This window comes from uncultured Shewanella sp., assembly GCF_947495455.1.
GTDB lineage: Bacteria > Pseudomonadota > Gammaproteobacteria > Enterobacterales > Shewanellaceae > Shewanella.
Genome location: NZ_CANLZC010000078.1, coordinates 1 through 21,391, shown reverse-complemented (window position 1 = coordinate 21,391; position 21,391 = coordinate 1). Strand labels below are relative to the sequence as shown.

Genomic DNA, 21,391 nt, shown 5'->3' with positions numbered 1-21,391 from the left:
ATATATCTTACATTTATCCCATAACCAAAAATAATAAAGCCTATCAAACAAGATAGGCTCATAAACATAAATATTTAACAACAAATATATTACTGTAAATACCTATTTACCCTCGAAAGTTCAGTATCTATGATACTTTACCTTCACACTTTAAAAGCGACAATAAATTGCGAATGACTCTAAACACGATTATCACCCACACTCATTGCTAGAATACGGCTTAATGTCGACAAATTCCGCCCACTTTCTTGTTGCCAATGATTAAAGACTGCTTGAACTTGCTTGAGACCACTTTGACTGGTAAAACCATAATCAATTAATTGATGAGTTTTAAAATAACCCTTTATATCATTTGTTAATAAGAAAGTCGGCTTTCCAATAGAGCGTAAAAAATAAGGCCCTGTGTTTCCACCTAATCGCGTTCCTTTTGATTTTAATAGTGCCCATAAGCCAATAATATCGTCTTCAGGCCAATCACTAATTATTTGAGGCAAACCACCTTGTTCGAGTCTGAACTCTTCCATCATCAAAGCATTATCATAAATCGCTAAAGTCTTTTTATAGTGACGGATCAATGTGGGATCACTAGCTCTAGCTTGCCATTGTTCAGGCGATAACATCAGCACTTTCATTGGCTCAAAATTAAAAAAAGCCTGCTCATAAGCAGGCCACTTTGACTCAACAATTCTCCAGACAAACCCACTTTGAAAAACTTTTTTACTTAACGCAGACAGTAGCCTATTCTCAGGAAGCTGCGCTATGGCCGATGCGCTTCCAACTGGCTCAAGCAAACTTTCAAGTGATGTTTCACCGCCTTTTCTTTCACAGGCGCGCTGATAAATAGTCGAAAATGATTCTAAATGCGTCATGAAAACACGAATAATGTTGAGTAATATTCAGTAGTTTACGCTTTAAAAATCCCTTTTGTCTATGATAATTCACCCTATCAATCAGAACTCAAAAAACCTCGATAAAAAGCATAATAAAAAAGAATCCGACTATACTTACAAGCAAAGATCATCAGTTGGTACTCTACTCAATGAAGCTGTATTATCATCCTCTGTGTCGGTATTCGCAAAAGGTATTGATCGCCTTATATGAAAAGCAGGCTTATTTCCATCCACAAATTGTTGATCTGACTCATGCAAAATCTCGCCATGATTTTAAAAGCCTCTCTCCCTTAGCTCGCTTACCCTTGCTATTACTCCATGATGACACAAAATTGCCTGAATCCAGTATCATCATAGAATTAATCGATAGTATTTTAGACACAGGTACACAATTATTACCTCAAAATATGAAGCATTCTCTTGAAATACGCCTCTATGATCGTTTAATTGAACATGACTTACACCAAGTGATCACAGCCTTTGAAGTGGCAAAAAAACACCATCCAATGGATCAAATAAAGTTAAAGGGATTAAAGAATAATATAAACACATTCTTGAGTGAGATCGATGATAAATTAAGCTCAAGTTACTGGCTTTGCAGTGAACATTTTAGTCTAGCTGACTGTGGATTAATCCCTTGTTTGTCAAGCTTACAGCATGAATTTCAATTATTGCATTATGAACATTTAGGACGATATTGGATGCAAGCCCAACTTCGAGGTGCTTACTTACAAGTAAAACAAGAAGTGGAGCTTGCCGAAATGGAAAAAGACGCTGACCCCGAATAATCACTTAAGTATTTTTTTGTTTTTTTAACTGTAAAAAATCTTTCCATTTTAATACTTCGTCAGGTAATTCAGGCGTATTCTGCTCAAAACCCACTTCTTTTAACATTGACTCGATAGTCACTTGCTTCCCTTTACAAACAAAAACCCCTCGCACGTGCACAATACAGTGCAAGCCTTTTTGACTAACAAAACGTTGTTCAATATAAAAATATTTCTCATCCCAACCCACTAATTTTGTTTCTATCTCAAATTTAGCAAATGGCTTGATATCACGGATATAAGTAAATTCAACGGCATTGACAATGGGCATCCAACCCAGCTTAATAAAACGAGAAAGTAACCCCATTTCCGCCAACATATACGTTCTCGCTAAATCCATAAAGGCGGAATAACGAGAATTGGTCAAATGAAAATTAATATCACAGTCTGAGGGTAAAGCACGATAACTTATACGACTCGTATCTAAAAAATCAATAGCACTACAACGGCGACTACGCCACGCTAATAACCAAAATAACCTAAAATACAGGTTCATGAAAAACGACTACCTAATAACAAAATAAAACGACATGCTAACACAGGTCTGACCAGACAACAAACCGTCACAAACAGCAAGATGTAAAAAGGGCACAAGAAAGTGCCCTTTAATGATTCAAAAAATATTTATCTTACGCCGCTTTTATTCCACTGTGACGTAGTAATGCATCAATTTGAGGTTCACGCCCTCTAAAACGAGTAAACAAGACCATAGGTTCTTCCGAGCCTCCCATTTCTAAAATATTCTTCAAGAAACGCTGCCCTGTTTCACCATTAAAAATACCTTGCTCTTCAAATAATGAGAAAGCATCCGCAGATAAGACTTCGGCCCATTTATAGCTGTAATAACCTGCGGCATAGCCACCAGCGAAAATATGCGCAAAACTATGCTGAAAACGATTAAACGCTGTCGCTTTTACCACAGCAACTTGATCACGAACCTCATCTAATTTTTCTTGAATATTTGCCCCTTTATTAGGCTCAAATTCCAGATGCAACCTAAAATCAAATAAAGAAAATTCAAGCTGTCTCAACATCATCATGCCAGACTGAAAATTTTTCGCTGCCAACATTCTATCCAATAAAGATTGAGGCAGAGGTTCACCCGTTTCATAATGACCTGAAATTTCGGCTAATGCCTCGGTTTCATAACACCAATTTTCCATAAATTGGCTCGGTAATTCGACCGCATCCCAAGGTACACCATTGATCCCCGATACATCCGCGACATCGATTTTCGTCAACATATGATGGATCCCATGACCAAATTCATGAAATAAAGTGGTCACTTCATCATGGGTAAATAAAGCAGGCTTTCCATCAACAGGGCCATTAAAGTTACACGTCAAAAATGCAACAGGAAGCTGTAATTTCGAATGATTGATACGCCTAACTCGACAATCAGCCATCCAAGCGCCGCCGCGCTTACCTTCACGGGCATATAAGTCGAGGTAAAAACGTCCCCTAACCACCCCTTCCTCATCTTTGATTTCAAACATACGCACATCTTGATGCCAAGTTTCAAAATCAAAAAGCTCTGTGATTGTTAAGCCAAACAAACGAGAAACAGTATAAAACAAGCCTGATAAAACTTTATCTTCAGGGAAGTAAGGTCTTAAAATTTCTTGCGATATCTCATATTTATGTTGTTTTAATTTCTCACCATAAAACCCTAAATCCCAAGGTTCAAGCTGACTCACTTGATAGTGCTGCTGCGCAAAAGCTTTTAACTCCGCTAATTCAGCTTGACCTTGCTCTTTTGAACGCTCAGCTAACTCCTTCAAAAAGCTCAATACTTGTTCAGGAGAGTCCGCCATCTTAGTCGCTAATGATTTGTGAGCAAAACTCTCAAATCCAAGCAATTGAGCGAGTTCATGGCGTAAAGACACGATTTCATCCATTAACGGACCATTATCAAATTGCTTTGCAAAGGGGCCGAGATCCGATGCTCGAGTGACAAATGCACGATAGCATTCCTCTCTCAACGCCCTATTTTCACTGTAGGACATAACAGGCAAGTATGAAGGAATATCTAAAGTAAACAACCAACCTGTTTCGCCTTTTGCCTCAGCCATGGACCTTGCTGCCGCAATGGCCGAATCAGGCAAACCTGCTAGATCTTCCTCTTTCATGAGCAACTTGCTCCAAGCTTGTGTTGCATCTAATAATTGATTTGAAAATTGACTCGTCAGCTCTGACAATCGCTTGACCAATTCGCCATAACGCGCTTTGTCATCATCACCTAGCCCAATCCCTGATAATTCAAAATCCCTTAAACTGTTATCAACCGCCTTCTTCTTAGCCGGGCTCATTGAGCCATACTCGACTGACTCTCTCAATGATTTATAAGCTTGATATAAACCTTGATGCTGACCAATAAATGTTCCGTATTCTGATAACAAAGGTAAACACGCATCATGAGCGGCACGTAACTCATCATTACTCACAACCGCATTCATATGAGAAATCGGTGACCAAATTTGATTTAATTCATCATCAACTTGCTCCAAAGGCGCCACGAGATTATTCCAAGTAAAATCAGTATTTTTCGCTAAAATAGTCTCAACAGTACTGCGGCACTTTTCTATCGCCTGTTCAACAGCAACTTGTATATGTTCAGGTTTAATTTGAGAAAACAAGGGTAACTCTGAACCCGTTAGCAAGGGATTATTCATGGCTGTCCTCAGCAATTGATTTTGTCTTTATCTATGAAGATGAAATATGGGCAGTAGCGCCGTTATTCAAGGAAAATGACAAAAACAACGCAAACGCTCACTTCAAAAACACCGAAATTAGCCTACAGTTAATCCAATGGAAAGATAATTGCTCTACTTTAAGGATAAGTTGACACTATGCCAACCATCGCCAGACACTTCGCCAGACTCTTCATGTTATTAAGCCTATTTAGTTATCATTCGGTTAAAGCTGATACCAGTGACACAGATCCAAACAGCCCCCCTAGCAATTCAACACCTCAATCAACCCAATCAACCCAATCAACCCAATCAACCCAATCAACCCAATCAACCCAATCAACAAGCTCATTTTCTCCTCATAAGCCTCATAGTACAAACTCACTCAAGAGGCACCATACCATCAAACGTAAAACAGATTTTCAATTTTCACTGGATCTCGGTTGGGACAGTCAATATGTCTCTCAAGGTCAAAATAATTTAAGAAAAGGGGGCATTTATTGGAGCACGGCCACCTTGACGCAAAATGCATTTAACTATTATGTCGCATTGGGGCGAGGCGACCAACTCAACTATATAGAGTGGAACTTAGGCATTGAATATGATTTTACTATTCTGGATCATCTGGATGCTGGAATAGCCTATCAAAGAGATGAATACAGAGGTGATGAACCCGGTTTTGATAATGAATGGTTAGCCCATTTCACTTATAGCCAATACCCATGGTTAATGCCTTCTATTACCTATGATTATTCAACTCAAGCCTCGGGTTACTTTCTTGAATTATCACTTCACAGTGACTGGGCCATCAATCAGCAGCTTCACTTAACCCCTTATGTTACTCAAGGTTACGATGTGCATTATGTGACTCGACAAACTAAAGGCATAAACCATGTGGAGTTGGGCTTAATAGCCCAATATACCCTAAAAAATGGTTTCGCTCTCTCTGGGCTATTTGCTCATAGTATCGGCGAGAAAAACATTAAAGCTGGCATTAATAATGGTGAAATCGCTAACGGTAAAAATCATACTTATGCTGGCCTCCACCTCAATTGGCTTATTAACTTTTAGCCTTCATTTAATTCTTTGGCGCCTATCGGCGCGCCCCGCCTCCACCCAAATGACATTATCACTGGCTTTAAGCTCAGAGATTAATTCAAAAAAATATTTGATATCAGCAAGATGAGTTAAATTTAGAAGCGCTGAGGGTTTCACATCCACAAGATTAAAATCACTCCGCCAATGAATATTCACAGGGTAATCTTGAATAAAACTATCAAGATCAATCTGAGGTTTAAGCTGCAAACTAATGATGCCTGTGAGTGTTGGCTGCAAAATGCCTTGAGAAGATGACAGTGATGACATTTTAGTTCTCGCCACTATCTCATTCTGAACGAAAACACGAGGATCTCTGCCATTATACTTATCTTGAGCTGAGGGCATAAAACCCTCATCACCATCTATGAATAACGGCTCTGAAGCGAGAGTCAATGAAGTCCAGCTTATCAATAATACAAAAAACGCTATTTTTTTCATTGTATTTCCTTAATTAACGGCATGACCATGAATACGCAAAGACCAAGAAATAAGCTCGCCATTGGTTTCATTAACAATCGCATCTTCATAGGGCATATTTCTAAAATAAGTACCAAAATAGAACTCGCCACTATTCACATCAGTCACTTTAAGTCGCCAATCCCCCTGACTCTTCTCACCATAAAATGCATGAGATAACATCACTGTATTTTCAAAACCTTCCAATGTTGACGCCACATAACCGTTATAAGGCGTTAATAACACACTGCGAGTGCCCGATGGCGAAATGAGTTCAATGGCTAAATCTGGTAAACGCTGATGATTAATTGTTAGTGCTATTTGCACACCTTCAACGATCCAATCATACTGAAAATCAATACTGTCACTGACCCCATAAATACTGCCATCGGGAATGGCCTTATCAATGTCATTGGACTCAATCCAGTGAGATACAGCATATTTTCCTAAATCAGTGTTGTAATTTAATGCCATTTCAACGGCATCACTGACATTCACACGGCCAAAGCCATAAAAATCATGAAAATGAAAACCAGCGGCATTAGTGGTCCATTTGGGTATAGCGATAAAGTCAGCTTGTTTCACATCAGAGATGATCTCAATTTTTTTATCGGTAATTTCTGCATCCACTTGTGTTGCTGTGCTCGCTAAAATATGGCGAATATCCCGCCAAGTTAAATCAGGATTGGCTCCCCAAATGACCGCAATAGCGCCACTGATATTGGGCGCAGCAGCAGAGGTACCTTCCATTCTAGCAGTATAATGACAGTCAAGATTCGCAATATGGCTACCATCATCAAAACTCGTTAACTGCCCCGATAGCAGTGCCTCATATGAAAAGCCAGTATGACAACCTTGCCTATCAGTGGTAATGATCCTAGGAAGAAGAGGATCATCTTCCCCCCCTGGCGCACTCACAAAGATATTCGCCCCTATGGTGCTATCACGACTCAAGCTTCCCTCTGCATTTAATGCACTCACCATTAAATGATAAAAACTGGCTTGATCAGCCGACATGTTGGCATGGTATACAGGCAAAAGACTGGCGCCTTTTGCGATATTAGTCCCTCTAAAATACTTATCAGCGCCGCTTTGAAAGCCATGATATTCATTGCCCGCCGCTTTGATAAATAAGCGCCCTTTGCCCTCATTAGCCGCATGTTGCAATAAAGCTTCTTCCCTTAAGCTCATGTTATTAGGATACGGATATTCCCAGCCATAACTTTGATTAAAAATACGTGCCGACTGGCTGTCGCCCTCAATACCGTGCGTCAGCTTAAAACTGTCTTCAGAATAACCATAAATACTTTGCTCCTCCAGATAATTAAACCCCATTAAACTCGCTTTAGGCGCCACACCTCGATTGCCAATATTATTCCAACCTTCTGCGGCAATGATCCCCGCAACCGCAGTACCATGAGCCTTACTGGCATCAACAGGCGTAGGATCATTCGTCCCCGTTAAAAAATTATAGGAAGCTTCAACGAGAATATTATTGTGTAAATTAGGATGACTGATCTCTAGGCCATCATCAATCACTGCCACAAGCATATTCTCACCATGATGCCCTTGTGCGATAGCCTCCTTGACATTCATGTCTTGCCCGCTTTCTCCGCCACTCATTGCGTATGCTGTTTGCCCGCGATTTTGCAAATGCCACTGCATTTGATACAAAGGATCCCCTGCGGCAATGGTAATAATGATTTTACCCACCACAGATTGAGTCGCGCTTTGCACGCGATAAGACACTACCTCTTCCCCTTCAGCCGCATCAGCCAAATAAGTAAAGGCTCCTGTTTCTGCATTGGTAAATTCAAATTTTCCCAACGTCACTTGCTCAGGATCCGTCATCAGAAAACGAACATGACCTTGATGGCTCTCATCCAGTAATTGTTCGGTCAAATACACAGACTGCTTGGCTGTAAAGTAATGAACTTGATCCGCTTCCCATTCGAGTTCTGGATCAGGTTCAAGCACTGGATCAGGTTCGGGTGCTGGCTCGGGTTTAGGTTCAAGCACTGGATCGGGTTCGGGTGCTGGCTCGGGTTTAGGTTCAAGCACTGGATCTGGCTCAGGGGCTGGATCGGGTTCTGGATCAGGAATCGGCTCTGGAATAGGTTTGGGATCGGGATTAGGTAAAGGGGTCGGCTCGACTTCAATAACCGATGTATCGGTCTCACTCAATCTTTGCTGAGAATGATTAGTATCATTGCAGCCCACCAAAAATAAAACAAAGCAAAAATAGCCAGTATTAAATAATAAAGAACGAAAAGAAAACAGAATCATGGATGATAGAATAACCTAGAGAATAAAAAGAAAGGTAATATGAAATTAGCCTTCCAGGCTAAAAAACCATCATAGCAAATTCACCTGCCAACAGAACTAAGACCTTGGTATTCCTACATTCAAATTCGCCATGCTTCATATCATCGAAAAAATGAACTCAAATGAAAAAGCCTTAGCAAAGTAAGGCTTCTATATTATACCCGTGATACCTGAAGATGCCTGTTTTCAGAGCTTGTAAAAGTGCCTAATTCAAGGCGTATTATTGCAAGAATGCTTATTGCCTTTTAAGATGATACAACGCAGAAGTCGGTGCTTTTACAGACTCCCAAAGGGCTGGTTTAAAAGCCTTTTATACTGCGTTATTGAACATCAGCTTAGAATGACTAAGCACGTTGTTCAAAGCCTTGCCTAAAAGGCTTTTAATTCCAGCTGAATCCTGCATCTTCAGGCATCACGGGTATATTCTCACGCTAGTGAATTTGGTAACGTGGCGATTTATTATCCACTTCGACCCATTTCACATCTTCACTTGCATTAATGGCATCACGAAGTGCAAAGAAATCATTCACACTGGTATTGTCAGGAACCGCAATAACCACGAGTTGATTATCACTTTGCCAATCAAGGGTGACGTCATAATTTGAAATAAAATCATTCACATTAACGCCCTCTGCTAATTTCACCATTAACTTGCCCGTTAATAATGTTGATGAAACCAACAAAGGTTCACTGTTATCATGAGCAGAATGAGACGCTAATACTCGCTTACCCTCACTGGCTTGCTCAGAATCATCGAAAAAGGCACTGGGACTCGACAATTCGTAGCCTGCTTTTAACTTACCTTTTGACAATAAATTACTCGGCACCATGATGCCAGTTTGCTCTGTTGCCAAACAAGAAAATGCCACTGTTGATGCAAGAGAGACCAGAAAAAATTTAATAAACACTTTCATAAAACACTTCACTTATTATATAAATGACGCTAATTCGTTATAGGCTCGATTGAACAGCATCATTAACATCAAAAAACGATATTTGAGCCCTAAACTCAGGCTCATATCTATGAGCTTAACTATTTAAGAAATCAAAAGTTAATGCTTGCTATGCCCATGAAATTGAATAGACCAAGCCTGCAGCTCACCGTTCGCTTCATTGGGTGAAAATGCCTGCTTATACGTTGTGATCCCATTTTTTGTTTCTGCGACTCCCGTCTTTAACAGGCCATTGTTCACATCAACTAATTTAATCGTCCAATCTCCTTGTACAGGCTCGCCGTAAAACGCATTAGAGAGCATAAGCGTATTATCAAATCCATCGACATGATCAGCAGGGTCAGTGAGATCACCTTGATATACATAACCGTTATAAGGTGTCATCACCACACTACGAGTGCCTGAAGGTGAAATCAGCTCCACCGCCAAATCGGGTAGTCTGCCATGTTTAGCCGTGAGCTGAATTTGCACTCCTTCCACTATCCAATCATCTACAACATTAATAGTATCACTCACGCCATTGATATCCCCATCGGGAATGGCTGCATTGATGTTTTCAGACTTTTTCCAGCCCGATATTTGATATTGGCCTAAGTCGGTTTTATAGCTTGTTGCCATGGCAACCGCATCGCTAACATTCACTCGACCAAAACCATAAAAGTCATGGAAATGAAACCCAGCTGCATTAGTTGTCCAAGCAGGCAATGCAATATACTCATCGTTACTGCCATTAGGGTCAATTTGAATGGTTTTAGCTTGAATACTGGCATCCACTTGCGTCGCCGTTGACGCTAAAATATGGCGAATATCACGCCATGTTAAATCTGGGTTAGCCCTCCAAATCACCGCAATAGCCCCACTGACATTTGGCGCAGCAGCAGAGGTGCCATTCATATGCGCGGTATAATTACAAGCACTATTGAGTGGATAACTCCCATCATCAAATACGCCAGCCGCACCAAAGTTCGCAAATTTAGCCGAAAAACCAGTATGGCATCCTTGAAGATCCGTCGTTAAAATCGCCGGCTTGCTAACCCCATACTCTCCACCGGGCGCACTGACAAATACATTGGCGCCAGCACTACTGTAACTACTGAGTGTCCCTTCTGCATTGAGTGCACTCACCACTAGATTATAAAAATTTGAGTTATCCGGCGACATATTGGCATTATGAAAGGGTAACCCGAAATTGTTCGTATCCGTTTCAGGAGTAAATAGGAATTCACCAACACTGATATCCTCAAAAGCATTACCCGCTGACTTAACAAATAAGCTCCCTTTGCCGTTAAAACTATTCACCGTCACATCTTGGTAAATATCGTTTAGCGCTTGTTCTGTTTCTACTGGGTAAGGTCTAACAGAACCAAAACTTTGATTAAAAATTTGCGCCTTCTCACTCAAGGCCCCCTTGCCAAGAGATAACTTAAAATTATTAAAATCTTGGCTGTTAATCAGATTAAAGCCTATCATACTGGCCTTAGGCGCGACCCCACGACTTCCAATATTATTCCAGCCTTCGGCCGCAATAATCCCCCCCACAGCAGTACCATGACTATCAGAAGTATCACTTGGAGTCGGATCGTTTGTATCTGTCAAAAAATTGTAGGATCCGCCTGTTAGAATATTATTTTGTAAATTCGGGTGCTTGATTTCTAAGCCATCGTCAACAACAGCAACCACAATGCCTTCACCATGATGCCCATTAGCTATGGCCTCACTGACATTCATGTCTTCGCCAGCTTTACCAGCCTTTGTCGCAAAAGCCGCCTGACCCGTATTGTGTAGATGCCATTGTTCTTTATAAAGAGGATCACCCGCACTGATCTTAATCATTAAGCTGTATGTTTTCGTCTCTGTGCCATCGTTAACAGTATAAGTGAGCTCCTCTGTGCCCTGAGCTTCTGTGGCTAAATACTCATATTGCCCCGTTTTTGCGTTGGTAATAGTAAACTTGCCATATTGAGCAACAGAGCCAGCACTCAATGAAAAGGTTAAATCACCACTTTCTGTTGGCGCTGTTAATGTACTTTTAAGATACACGGACTGCTTGGCCTTTGCTTGCGTTGTTGCTTGAGACGCATTTGAATCATGATGGCTACCACCTCCACCACAAGCAACAAGTAATGACACTGAAAATAAACTGGTACAGACTTGACGATAGTCAGGAAAATACGCTTTTAATGGATTGATATTAAACAACAGATATATCCTGTAAAAATAGAAAAAACAAATAAAATAAAATAAAAAATGACCTCTACATTGAATAAATTAATATAGAGCCCAGTAATAAATTAAATATTTTTGAATCAAATGAGATTAAACTTAGGTAAACAATGGTAAATCACTATAAATATTAATCATTAAGACCTTAGTCTTACAAAAAAATAACCCATTAAATAACAACAAGTTAAAAAACGAAATAAATCATGTAAAATAAAATGCGCGAAATAAATAAAACAAAAACAAATAACCTTGTTAAAAACTTGAATTTAAACATTACCAAATGTAAATTTATAAATATAAATAATAATTGATATCATTTAACTTTTATTTATAAAAAATCTAAAACTGAATTTAAGCTGAACATATTAAGAATAATATCGATCATCCTTTATATACTCAATAATAACCATCACAAAATAAATAGAAAAAAGTTAACCCTACTTCTCAAATTTTGCCATTCGCATCTTGCTAACACATAAGGCACAATAGTGCTTTGGCCTATTTTAACTATTTTCGGAGATCCCGATGGCTCAACAATTTGATTATATTTGTTTAGGTGCAGGCAGTGGAGGCATAGCATCAGCAAACCGCGCTGCCATGCGCGGCGCAAAAGTCTTACTCATAGAAGCAAAAGAGCTTGGAGGGACTTGTGTCAACGTCGGCTGCGTACCCAAAAAAGTCATGTGGTATGGTGCTCAAGTCGCCGAAGCTATGCACCTTTATGCAAAAGATTATGGTTTTGATGTGAGTGTTAATCAATTTGATTGGCAGACATTAGTTAACAGTCGCGAAGCCTATATCGACAGAATTCACGGCGCTTATGACAGAGGTTTAGACAGCAATGGAGTGACTGTTGTTAAAGGCTATGGTCGCTTCGTTGATAGTAAAACCATCGAAGTCAATGGTGAGCATTACACTGCAGATCACATTTTAATCGCCACAGGCGGCGCTCCAAGTTACCCCGATATTCCTGGCAGCGAGTTAGGCATAGATTCTGATGGTTTCTTTGCACTAACCGAGCAACCTAAACGTGTTGCCGTTGTCGGCGCTGGCTATATTGCCGTTGAAATTGCCGGAGTGCTACATGCATTAGGCACACAAACTCACCTCTTTGTGCGTAAACATGCCCCGCTGCGTAATTTTGATCCTATGCTCAGCCAAGCCTTAGTGGATTCAATGGAAAGTGACGGATTAACATTACATACTCACAGCATTCCTAAAGCCGTCACTAAAAATGCCGATAATAGCCTAACGCTGGAACTTGAAAACGGTGAAACATTTGAGATTGATTGCGTAATTTGGGCCATTGGACGCCATCCATCAACAGACAATATTGGCCTAGAAAATACGCAAGTCCAACGCAATGAACAAGGCTATATCATCACCAATGATCAGCAAAATACCACAGATAAAGGCATTTATTGTGTAGGGGACATCATGGCAAATGGGGTTGAACTCACCCCTGTCGCTGTCAAAGCGGGGCGTTTATTGTCTGAACGTCTGTTTAATGGCATGACTGATGCCAAAATGGATTATCAAAATGTGCCCACCGTAGTGTTTAGCCACCCAGCTATCGGTACCATGGGACTCACTGAGCCGGAAGCTGAAAAAGAGTACGGTAAAGACAATATTAAAGTCTATACCTCCGGCTTTACCTCTATGTATACCGCAGTAACCGCCCATCGCCAAGCCTGTAAAATGAAACTCGTCTGCGCAGGCAAGGATGAAAAAGTCGTCGGTATTCACGGTATCGGCTACGGCATGGATGAAATACTTCAAGGCTTTGGCGTGGCCATAAAGATGGGCGCCACTAAAGCCGACTTTGATGCCGTGGTGGCCATTCACCCCACAGGCGCCGAAGAATTTGTGACCATGAGGGGTTAGTGTAGAAACTTAACTCTCACACGTTTATAAATCTGGAAAAATATTTAACACTGCTTATACTGGTTGTATATGCAGTGTTCTTTCTAGGTGGATAAATGACTCAACTAATACATTCCAGTGACGTTTACAAAGATACAGAATTAACACTCAGAGATGATGGTACTTACCATTGTCAGCCAACAAAAAACAACATAAGCTCACTGCCAACACTGTTTTCTGATGACGGTGCTTTTCTTCAAGAACCAAACAGCTACTTCTTTTATCTCAAGGCGATAAAGAAAGCTAAAGACCTCAATCCGTGTAGTCGTGCTCTACTCAAATACTATCAATTCCTAGAAGATGAGCATTTAGATTGGGATCGCTTTCCTCCAATTAAAAGGCTCAAGCCAACCTATCAGTTCCGCTCTTTTTTACTTAAGTTAATCAAGCGTGGCGAATTGGCACACAGTACAGCCAACTCATACATGAACCAAGTTAAGAACTTTTACCTATGGGCGATTCACGAGGGTTATTTACGTATAGAGAGAGTGTGTATGCGTTAAAATCCATAATGGCTGAAGCTGAAGAACAGCAAGTAGGATCTTCTTACGAGCATTTACACCAATTCAAGTTAGATGTATTCAACCACCATACGTCAAAAACAAACATACTTAACTGAACTATTGGCAAACGATTATCATCTTTTATTGAGCAGTTAGACAGCTCAAGCCTAGATAGGCTGTGGAGTTGGTTCCCAGAGGATAACTTATCTGTAGAGTTTTACGATGGGCGTCGATTCAAACCTCTAAGACAAGGTTCCGCAGGGCAAAAAGCTGCGACAGTTTTGTCATTTTTGCTATCGTATGGCGATGAGCCTCTCATCGTAGATCAGTCTGAAGATGACTTAGATAATGCTTTAATTTCTAAACTAGTAATTACTAAGCTACACGACATAAAACCTAAACGACAATTTTTAATTATTACTCATAATCCAAACATTGTCGTGAATGGGAATAGTGAACTAGTGATTGTACTGAAAGACAAAGGGAACATTACGCTATCAGCTACAGGTGGTTTGCAGGAGCTATCAATAAGACAAGAAGTATGCGAGATAATGGAAGGAAGGTGGTAAAGAAGCGTTAGAGAAGCGCTATAAACGCATGAAGTATAATAATTAAGATACCAAAGCTCTCCCTTTACATCCAAAAAAGCTTGACAAATACAAAACAGATAAACCAAAATTGTCCACAGTTTGCAAATTGTGGACAAACAACTGCGTGGTAAAGAATGAAAAGTCAAGATATTATTTTACTAATTAAGCTAATCTGTTTAGGTGACTTGAAAGTTGATGATATGGTCGCCAACAAAACTAATTCTAATCTCACTGGATGGCTTGATGAAAGTGAATTAGATGCTGAGCTTAATCACATTGATTCCATCTTCGAGTCTTCAGATTATTACGAGCGCCTATTCACTCTTCGTGGTCTATCCGAAGAGCTGGGACTCAGTAAAAGTGAGATAAGCAAGAGTTTAAAGCGATGCATCGATGTGAAGCTAGCCAAAATCAATCGATTAACTGGTAGGCCAGAGGTAAATAAAAAAGCATTTGACGAATTTATTACGCACGGTTTTAAGTACATTTTCCCTGTAAAACCAGCTCAAGTCACACGAGGTATACCGACTACTTTCTCTGCGCCAGTACTACAAAGTAAACTCTTGTCTGCGGGTGATTTAAAGATGGTTTGGCCAGATCCTAGAGGGAAAGATATGGGGCAAGCCATTGAACCACTCTACAAGTCTGTGCCATTTGCCGTAAGAAGAGACAATGAGCTTTACGCATATTTGGCGCTTTTAGATGCAATCCGAATGGGAAATGCACGAGAAAGCAATTTAGCCATTAAGATGTTAAAAGAGAGACTTTTCCAATGAATCAATCCACCTTTGATCAACTCAAAGACATGATAATCCAAGTTGCTGAGGCGCTCGGATCGGACATTTTACGTAAAACGGCCTTTGTTGGCGGAGCAACTACAGGCTTTCTTCTTACAGATGAGCTTGCTCAAGAATCAGTTCGCTCAACGGATGATGTCGATTTAATCGTTAGCACGCTTGGATACGTTCAAAATGCGGAATTTGAGCAAACATTACGCGAACGTGGCTTCATCGAAAACCCTGAAGACAATGTAATATGTCGAAAATGGCTTAATGATATCCAAGTTGATTTTATGCCAACAGATGAAACACTTGGATTCACGAATCGTTGGTATGCCGCTGCATTAGAACAGGCTCAGGATTACGAATTGAAACCAGGCTTGGTGATCCGCCTTCTCACCCCTGCTTACTTCTTAGCAACTAAGCTTGAAGCATTTAAAGGTCGTGGAGCTGACTTCTTATGGGAAAGTCGCGATTTAGAAGACATCGTGAGCTTAATTGATGGTCGAGATACACTTATTGAAGACATTAAAACAGCTAATAAGGAAATGCTCGCTTATATTTCTACTGAACTCGATACACTTCATAACCATACCGATTTTGATTACCTTCTGCAAAGTGCAACAAATGGAGATGAAGGCCGTATGGAGTATCTACATGAGCAAATTGATGGTCTAGTGAGGCTAGGAAATGAACAGTAAATCTATAGGCCTGACGTTCAGAGGAACTGAACGAGCTGTAAACCAAGATTTTTTCAGCTACTGTGAAAGCGATGATGGCAAGGAATTTTGGATAATTGCCGACGGCTCAACGAATGCAAAAGACAGTGGTGATTTTGTCGCTACATTTTGTTCCCAATTGCGCGATCAATGGCTAATGGCACACTCCCCAGTGTCCGAAGATGACATTCAAGCACTCGTAAAACATGTTCATAGCGAGCTACAACGTGATTTTATTTGTTCCAAAGGCAGCTTTTTGTTGCTGCTCATTGAAGCGGATACACAGCACTGCTTTTATCTGGGTGACTGTCGAGTTGGCTCCATAGAAGGTAATGAAATAATATGGCAAACCTATCCACATAGCTTGACCTACAGGAAAGTAGGTAGTGATGAAGAGAGGCTGCGCAATGATCCTGCTCGCCATACGTTGTTCAATGTCCTTAAGGGTGTACGTTTCAGCAAGCCTACCTACAAAGCTCTTCAACTTGATCTAAACAAGCCGTTGATTCTTGCTTCAGATGGATTTTGGAGCTGTCCCCCTGTACAACTTCCCCAACTTTTAACCGAAGAGACTGTAAACGAATACCTTAAAAGCTTTGAATTCTCGGACGATTGCACTGTACTAATTCGAATAGCAAATCAATCAAATTGATATGGTAAGAGAGGCCACATCATTCCACTTACAACGAATAAAGTAAGCAATGTCCTATGGCTTGAGCACTTCGATACGGAGTTACAACCTCTAACCGAAAGAACACAGTACAATTTAAAAAAGGGCTCTTGAGTTATGCTAAATTTTCTGGAAACTGGTATTCTCAAAACTCAAATTTTAGGAAAAATAGTTAACAAACCTTATAACACAAACCTTTCCAGATTTATTTCAGAACACACTCGTGTAGGTAGTTTGTGACGATGAGATAATCAGCCAATGTATAGTCACAAGCCATTGTACTGAATTAATTAAAATAGCTTTTATCATCAGTTATATTTAGTTTATCTAAACATTCCTGAAGGTTATACTCATAGACAAGCCGTAAATATTGGGAATGACATGATATCAAGCATATGTAATAAATATAAAAATGCTATTTTTTTACTCCTCGCCCTATCTTGTCTATTGCCCATGATAAGCTCACCCATAGCGCTGATTTTAGGATTTAGCGCAGCAACATTAGGTATTGCCCCCGATAGCAATACATTATCACCTTGGATAAAAAAATTACTCGCAATCTCTATCGTTGGTTTAGGCTTTGGTATTCAACTACAAATGGCTCTATCGGCCAGCGTCAATAACCTACCCCTTATCATCGGCTCTATTGGCTTCACACTCATCTTAGGTTATTGGCTCACAAGACAACTCACACTCAACACTAAAACAGGTTATTTAATTTCAGCAGGCACTGCCATCTGTGGCGGCAGTGCCATTGCAGCAATGACTCCAGCCATTAAGGCTAACAGTGATGAATCTGGCATCGCACTTGCCACTATTTTTATTCTCAATGCTGTCGCCTTATTTCTATTTCCAACGATTGGCCACTTATTGTCAATGAGCCAACAGGATTTTGGCCTATGGAGTGCCATTGCCATTCATGATACCTCCTCGGTAATAGGTGCAGCCTCAGCTTACGGTAATGAAGCCCTTGTGACTGCCACCACAATCAAATTAGCTCGCGCCCTATGGATTATCCCTTTAGCCTTTATTAGTGCGGTCATCTTTAAGGGGAGTGGCCGACGCATTCCTGTTCCCTATTTTATTATTTTATATTGCATTGCCATAGCAACAGCCTATTACTTTCCTCAAGGCCATATGATTTATCAATTTTTATTTGATGGGGCAAAAAGGTTACTCGTGGTTTGCCTATTTTTAATTGGCGCGGGGATCACATTACAAAAAATGAAACAAGCAGGACTAAAACCCTTGATACTTGGCATATCACTCTGGTTCGCTATCGCTAGCACTTCATTAGTTTATATTTTACAATTTAACCAATAAAAACAGGATATTATTTATTTTTAGATGGATTAGCATAAATGACGTACCCGATGATCCCAAAAAACACACCCAAATTCAGCAAGGACTGAATTAAGCCACTTGTCCATATCGATATCACAGTCAAACTCAATAACACACTAAATACCCACCCCTTTTTCACTGCTCTTCTCCTAGCATGCCAATGAGTGATCTTCATTTCATTCAGCTATTATTATCAAGTTACCCATAAATAAATAAGAATATTTCCCTATACTACATAGCCATATCAACTAAGTCGGTTTTTAATAGCAAAGCGATAAGCTTTATTCCCGTTTCGTCGACATCAAGCAGTGGCTTAATAAAGAAAACAAGCAATATCCTAGAAAATAATAAAAGCCCACTTCAAACTGGGCGGTGGTTTTTAATAAATTTCCCATGCCCGCTGACGCATTGCCCGCCATATAACTCACAATGATCGCCACAACAAAAACATCCGCCATAGACCACTTGCCAATCACGCCAATAAAGCGATTAAGTGATACGGAAAACGTCTCTTTTATCGGTAATGACATCAACAACATTAAGATTAATTTTGTTGCTGGGATCAATATACTAAATAAAATAATTAATGCCGCAACCAGCACATTTCCCGACTGATATAACTCTTCGCTTGTCCCCCAAATACTGCGCGTTTTCTGAAAAACCTCAACCTCGCCTTTGACATCATTTAACCCCAGCATACCCGTTACCATAGACAAAATGCCTCTAGCACTGCTTTGAGAGCCTTCATCCATTTGCTGCGCTATCATATCAAGGCCCGCATCCCTTAATGCTGTTTTCTCAATCGACCCCTGAATACTTAAAATAGGCTGAGTAACACCAGGAATGAGTAACGCCAGAGACAAAACAATCACTATTATCGACACTGCTTGCTTCATTATCTTTTGCTCAATGAATACATAATCCATCCAGTCTAAAGACTTTAATAGCAAAGTCCAATGTGCCTTTAATAAAAAGGAGCAGGATCAATCCCCAAACAATCAGCCACTAAACCACGTTCAATGTGCAATTCAGATTTTGCTAAATCAATCATTTTAACATTCACATACTGCCTGTTTATCACCGAATAAAAACACTTCACAATAGGATGCAATACCTCACTTTTATTCGCGGTCCAGACTATTCCCACTAAACCATTAGACAATTCAACCAAAGATCCCACGGGATAAATCCCCACACAACGAATAAAATCATAAACAAGCGGTTTATCAAGATGAAATGGCGTGAGACTTAACAAAATTTTAAAGGCTGCCGCTGGACTCATGGCTTCTTTATAGGAACGATTAGCCGTTAATGCATCAAAGATATCAACAATACAACTCATTCTGCCATAGAGTGTGATCTCATCCCCAGCTAAACCAAGTGGATAACCTTTACCGTCTAGTTTCTCATGGTGCATTAAACACACATCTCTACTCACTTGAGATAGCCCTTTAATACCACTCAAAATGTCTATGGCATAATTTTGATGACACTTAATATGCTCAAACTCAGCTTGAGTGAGTTTGCCCGGTTTATTTAACACATCGATATCAATTTTAATTTTACCAATATCATGCAAAATGCCGCCGATCACTAAATCTTTTAATATTGATTGTTCTAATTGTAAGAAACGCCCAAAGGTCACCAGTAAAAAAGCCACATTCACCGAATGCTCAAGAAGATACGCATCTTTATTGCGCAACGCAGACATACAGCTCAGAGCATCGATATCTTGCCACATCATATTTATCATGTTGTCAGCTAAGTCTTCAAAAGGCGCAATCTCCACCGCTTTGCCTTCAAACGTTTCCAATAACACTTTCTGAATTAATCGTTTTGACTCAGACAAGAGTTCACCCGCCTTCACTTGAGCCATTTCTCGACTCATCCATTTTTTTCGAACAAAGGGAGTCGATATCGCTTTTTCAGGCTTTGAAAAACAGTTAAAAGGTGGCTTACCCTTCTTTGAAATTTTAGAGCGGCTGAAATCAACCCAAACATACTTAACATTATGGCGAACTAACATATTAATGTCGGCTTGGCTTCTCAACAAACCGGAATTGGCAATACTGATTAACTGATTTTTTCGATCAAGAGACTCTATAAACATTCCCACTGTCAATTTTGATACAGGGATCTTAAGACATTTTTCAGCTAATGTAACATTCCTCACCGACACACCATCCTTAGAATCAAAACCAGACAAACGTTAAAGGCACGTTGAGATTATCTATCCAATATTACGATACTTGCGGATCATTTTATACTCAACCTAAGTGAGGTCTTGCCACCCTTTATCTTTAAATAACCTGAACTCGGGATAAGCAGCGCCGCTTAATAGCACTATTTTTGCCCCTATCTGTGTTGTGCTTTCTACTAATAGCCCGCTATTAGATACGAAATCCCGCCTTGATATCGACAAAAATTGCAATATTAAGCCAAGTCCGAAAATAAAGAATGACCCAATTTCATTCAATCTTTTAATATTGAATGGGTTACCTCACATTGTTGACACTCATTATCCCGAGTTCAGGTTAAATAAACTTGCACTCATTGCGTGCGCCTTTATAATGTGCCGCCCTGTTGATACCTAGACAATTTAAAGCGGCACATTTCAAACCGATAAACTACGAATGATTTAGGTAAAACAATTAACCCTGCGGGTTCCCTTACCCCGCCAATGATAAAAAGGTGTAACCATGTTCACTCAGCCACAAATGAAACGTGCGCTATTCGTCTTGGTGAGTTTCCATATTCTCATTATTTGTGCCAGCAATTATCTCGTCCAGCTTCCTATTCAGATATTGAGTTTGCATACAACTTGGGGGGCGTTTAGTTTTCCGTTCGTCTACTTAGCAACGGATCTCACCGTAAGAATATTTGGCCGCAGCCAAGCCAGAAAAATCATTTTTATCAGTATGCTACCAGCCCTTATTTTAACCTATATCATTGGCGTATTATTTCAACAGGGAGAATTTCAACATTTCTCAAGCCTATTGAACTTTAATAGCTTTGTATTAAGGATTGCCTTTGCCAGTTTTGCAGCCTACTGTATCGGTCAGTTAATGGATATTCTTGTCTTTGCCAAGTTAAGACAACATCACACTTGGTGGTTGGCTCCCACTGCATCGAGCATTATCGGAAACAGCGTCGATACTCTGGTCTTTTTTAGCATTGCTTTTTATGCCTCATCGAATCCTTTTATGAGCCAAAATTGGCCTGAAATCGCCTCCGTTGACTATGGATTTAAACTCATCGTCAGCTTGAGTTTATTTATTCCCGCCTATGGTTTGTTATTAACATACCTTCAACGAAAGTTAGCTCATACCAATTCTATTATATAGATGATCAATTCAGAGCTTCTCAGGCTTTTCAATTCAAGGCGCATTTATGCTGTAATG

General features: G+C 40.1%; 18 protein-coding genes. 9 read left to right on the top strand and 9 right to left on the bottom strand.

All coding sequences use genetic code 11. From position 1 onward, the window contains the following. Positions 1 to 179 precede the first annotated feature (179 nt). Positions 180 to 869 carry a DNA-3-methyladenine glycosylase I gene (locus tag Q0791_RS17810; protein ID WP_299009284.1) on the bottom strand — a complete coding sequence of 230 codons (690 nt, stop codon included), beginning with the start codon at positions 867 to 869 and terminating at the stop codon, positions 180 to 182. Positions 870 to 1,039: 170 nt separating this feature from the next. Between Q0791_RS17810 and Q0791_RS17805 the strand changes: the two genes are divergently transcribed. Beyond that, complete coding sequence (locus Q0791_RS17805; protein ID WP_299009281.1) at positions 1,040 to 1,678, top strand: glutathione S-transferase family protein; 639 nt, start codon at positions 1,040 to 1,042, stop codon at positions 1,676 to 1,678. Between the two features lie 4 nt (positions 1,679 to 1,682). Here Q0791_RS17805 and Q0791_RS17800 read toward each other — a convergent pair whose 3' ends face one another. Both Q0791_RS17800 and prlC read right to left on the bottom strand, forming a co-directional pair. Then, positions 1,683 to 2,213: a thioesterase family protein gene (locus Q0791_RS17800; protein WP_299009278.1), complete on the bottom strand. Its 531-nt coding sequence runs from the start codon at positions 2,211 to 2,213 to the stop codon at positions 1,683 to 1,685. Between the two features lie 133 nt (positions 2,214 to 2,346). Continuing rightward, positions 2,347 to 4,389 (bottom strand): oligopeptidase A, encoded by a 2,043-nt coding sequence (gene prlC / locus Q0791_RS17795; protein WP_299009276.1) that lies wholly within the window; start codon positions 4,387 to 4,389, stop codon positions 2,347 to 2,349. A gap of 177 nt (positions 4,390 to 4,566) precedes the next feature. Between prlC and Q0791_RS17790 the strand changes: the two genes are divergently transcribed. Then, positions 4,567 to 5,478: a hypothetical protein gene (locus tag Q0791_RS17790; RefSeq protein WP_299009273.1), complete on the top strand. Its 912-nt coding sequence runs from the start codon at positions 4,567 to 4,569 to the stop codon at positions 5,476 to 5,478. Between the two features lie 3 nt (positions 5,479 to 5,481). On the opposite strand, the gene Q0791_RS17785 is transcribed toward Q0791_RS17790, so the two are convergent. From Q0791_RS17785 to Q0791_RS17770, 4 genes are all read right to left on the bottom strand, one after another. After that, positions 5,482 to 5,943: a hypothetical protein gene (locus Q0791_RS17785; RefSeq protein WP_299009270.1), complete on the bottom strand. Its 462-nt coding sequence runs from the start codon at positions 5,941 to 5,943 to the stop codon at positions 5,482 to 5,484. 9 nt (positions 5,944 to 5,952) lie between these two features. After that, positions 5,953 to 8,247 (bottom strand): S8 family peptidase, encoded by a 2,295-nt coding sequence (locus Q0791_RS17780; protein ID WP_299009267.1) that lies wholly within the window; start codon positions 8,245 to 8,247, stop codon positions 5,953 to 5,955. 470 nt (positions 8,248 to 8,717) lie between these two features. Beyond that, positions 8,718 to 9,200, bottom strand: a complete 483-nt coding sequence (locus Q0791_RS17775) for a hypothetical protein (protein ID WP_299009264.1) — start codon at positions 9,198 to 9,200, stop codon at positions 8,718 to 8,720. Between the two features lie 138 nt (positions 9,201 to 9,338). After that, entirely contained in the window at positions 9,339 to 11,438 is a 2,100-nt protein-coding gene (locus tag Q0791_RS17770; protein ID WP_299009261.1) for a S8 family serine peptidase, read from the bottom strand. 549 nt (positions 11,439 to 11,987) lie between these two features. Here Q0791_RS17770 and gorA point away from each other — a divergent pair. The 6 genes from gorA (at position 11,988) to Q0791_RS17740 (ending at position 17,969) form a co-directional block, all read left to right on the top strand. Beyond that, positions 11,988 to 13,346, top strand: coding sequence for a glutathione-disulfide reductase (gene gorA, locus Q0791_RS17765; RefSeq protein WP_299009258.1), 1,359 nt, complete (start codon positions 11,988 to 11,990; stop codon positions 13,344 to 13,346). Between the two features lie 95 nt (positions 13,347 to 13,441). Next, on the top strand, positions 13,442 to 13,888 hold the full coding sequence (locus Q0791_RS17760) for a hypothetical protein (RefSeq protein ID WP_299009255.1): 447 nt from the start codon (positions 13,442 to 13,444) through the stop codon (positions 13,886 to 13,888). 724 nt (positions 13,889 to 14,612) lie between these two features. After that, on the top strand, positions 14,613 to 15,254 hold the full coding sequence (locus Q0791_RS17755) for a hypothetical protein (protein ID WP_299009252.1): 642 nt from the start codon (positions 14,613 to 14,615) through the stop codon (positions 15,252 to 15,254). Next, positions 15,251 to 15,958 carry a hypothetical protein gene (locus Q0791_RS17750; protein WP_299009249.1) on the top strand — a complete coding sequence of 236 codons (708 nt, stop codon included), beginning with the start codon at positions 15,251 to 15,253 and terminating at the stop codon, positions 15,956 to 15,958. The genes Q0791_RS17755 and Q0791_RS17750 overlap by 4 nt, the downstream gene beginning before the upstream one ends. Further along, positions 15,948 to 16,628: a protein phosphatase 2C domain-containing protein gene (locus Q0791_RS17745; protein WP_299009246.1), complete on the top strand. Its 681-nt coding sequence runs from the start codon at positions 15,948 to 15,950 to the stop codon at positions 16,626 to 16,628. Before Q0791_RS17750 ends, Q0791_RS17745 begins: the two co-directional genes overlap by 11 nt. A 399-nt stretch (positions 16,629 to 17,027) precedes the next feature. Continuing rightward, the gene (locus tag Q0791_RS17740; RefSeq protein WP_299009244.1) at positions 17,028 to 17,969 is read left to right on the top strand and encodes a putative sulfate exporter family transporter; all 942 of its coding nucleotides are present in this window, start codon (positions 17,028 to 17,030) and stop codon (positions 17,967 to 17,969) included. Between the two features lie 302 nt (positions 17,970 to 18,271). On the opposite strand, the gene Q0791_RS17735 is transcribed toward Q0791_RS17740, so the two are convergent. Together Q0791_RS17735 and Q0791_RS17730 are read right to left on the bottom strand one after the other, a co-directional pair. Beyond that, positions 18,272 to 18,886, bottom strand: coding sequence for a paraquat-inducible protein A (locus Q0791_RS17735; protein WP_299009294.1), 615 nt, complete (start codon positions 18,884 to 18,886; stop codon positions 18,272 to 18,274). Between the two features lie 68 nt (positions 18,887 to 18,954). Then, on the bottom strand, positions 18,955 to 20,163 hold the full coding sequence (locus Q0791_RS17730) for an HD-GYP domain-containing protein (RefSeq protein WP_299009241.1): 1,209 nt from the start codon (positions 20,161 to 20,163) through the stop codon (positions 18,955 to 18,957). A 526-nt stretch (positions 20,164 to 20,689) separates the two neighbouring features. On the opposite strand from Q0791_RS17730, the gene Q0791_RS17725 reads away from it, so the two are divergent. Further along, a complete protein-coding gene (locus Q0791_RS17725; protein WP_299009238.1) occupies positions 20,690 to 21,334 on the top strand; it encodes a 7-cyano-7-deazaguanine/7-aminomethyl-7-deazaguanine transporter in 645 nt (214 codons plus the stop codon). The last annotated feature ends 57 nt before the right edge of the window (positions 21,335 to 21,391 follow it).

What these genes read in the sequence shown, in the direction of transcription:
- Q0791_RS17775 (WP_299009264.1), bottom strand. Translation starts at nt 9,200, where the DNA reads ATGAAAGTGTTTATTAAATTTTTTCTGGTCTCTCTTGCATCAACAGTG.
- Q0791_RS17760 (WP_299009255.1), top strand. Translation starts at nt 13,442, where the DNA reads ATGACTCAACTAATACATTCCAGTGACGTTTACAAAGATACAGAATTA.
- Q0791_RS17810 (WP_299009284.1), bottom strand. Translation starts at nt 869, where the DNA reads ATGACGCATTTAGAATCATTTTCGACTATTTATCAGCGCGCCTGTGAA.
- Q0791_RS17800 (WP_299009278.1), bottom strand. Translation starts at nt 2,213, where the DNA reads ATGAACCTGTATTTTAGGTTATTTTGGTTATTAGCGTGGCGTAGTCGC.
- Q0791_RS17745 (WP_299009246.1), top strand. Translation starts at nt 15,948, where the DNA reads ATGAACAGTAAATCTATAGGCCTGACGTTCAGAGGAACTGAACGAGCT.
- gorA (WP_299009258.1), top strand. Translation starts at nt 11,988, where the DNA reads ATGGCTCAACAATTTGATTATATTTGTTTAGGTGCAGGCAGTGGAGGC.
- Q0791_RS17735 (WP_299009294.1), bottom strand. Translation starts at nt 18,886, where the DNA reads ATGAAGCAAGCAGTGTCGATAATAGTGATTGTTTTGTCTCTGGCGTTA.
- Q0791_RS17740 (WP_299009244.1), top strand. Translation starts at nt 17,028, where the DNA reads ATGATATCAAGCATATGTAATAAATATAAAAATGCTATTTTTTTACTC.
- prlC (WP_299009276.1), bottom strand. Translation starts at nt 4,389, where the DNA reads ATGAATAATCCCTTGCTAACGGGTTCAGAGTTACCCTTGTTTTCTCAA.
- Q0791_RS17725 (WP_299009238.1), top strand. Translation starts at nt 20,690, where the DNA reads ATGTTCACTCAGCCACAAATGAAACGTGCGCTATTCGTCTTGGTGAGT.
- Q0791_RS17750 (WP_299009249.1), top strand. Translation starts at nt 15,251, where the DNA reads ATGAATCAATCCACCTTTGATCAACTCAAAGACATGATAATCCAAGTT.
- Q0791_RS17785 (WP_299009270.1), bottom strand. Translation starts at nt 5,943, where the DNA reads ATGAAAAAAATAGCGTTTTTTGTATTATTGATAAGCTGGACTTCATTG.
- Q0791_RS17755 (WP_299009252.1), top strand. Translation starts at nt 14,613, where the DNA reads ATGAAAAGTCAAGATATTATTTTACTAATTAAGCTAATCTGTTTAGGT.
- Q0791_RS17805 (WP_299009281.1), top strand. Translation starts at nt 1,040, where the DNA reads ATGAAGCTGTATTATCATCCTCTGTGTCGGTATTCGCAAAAGGTATTG.
- Q0791_RS17790 (WP_299009273.1), top strand. Translation starts at nt 4,567, where the DNA reads ATGCCAACCATCGCCAGACACTTCGCCAGACTCTTCATGTTATTAAGC.
- Q0791_RS17780 (WP_299009267.1), bottom strand. Translation starts at nt 8,247, where the DNA reads ATGATTCTGTTTTCTTTTCGTTCTTTATTATTTAATACTGGCTATTTT.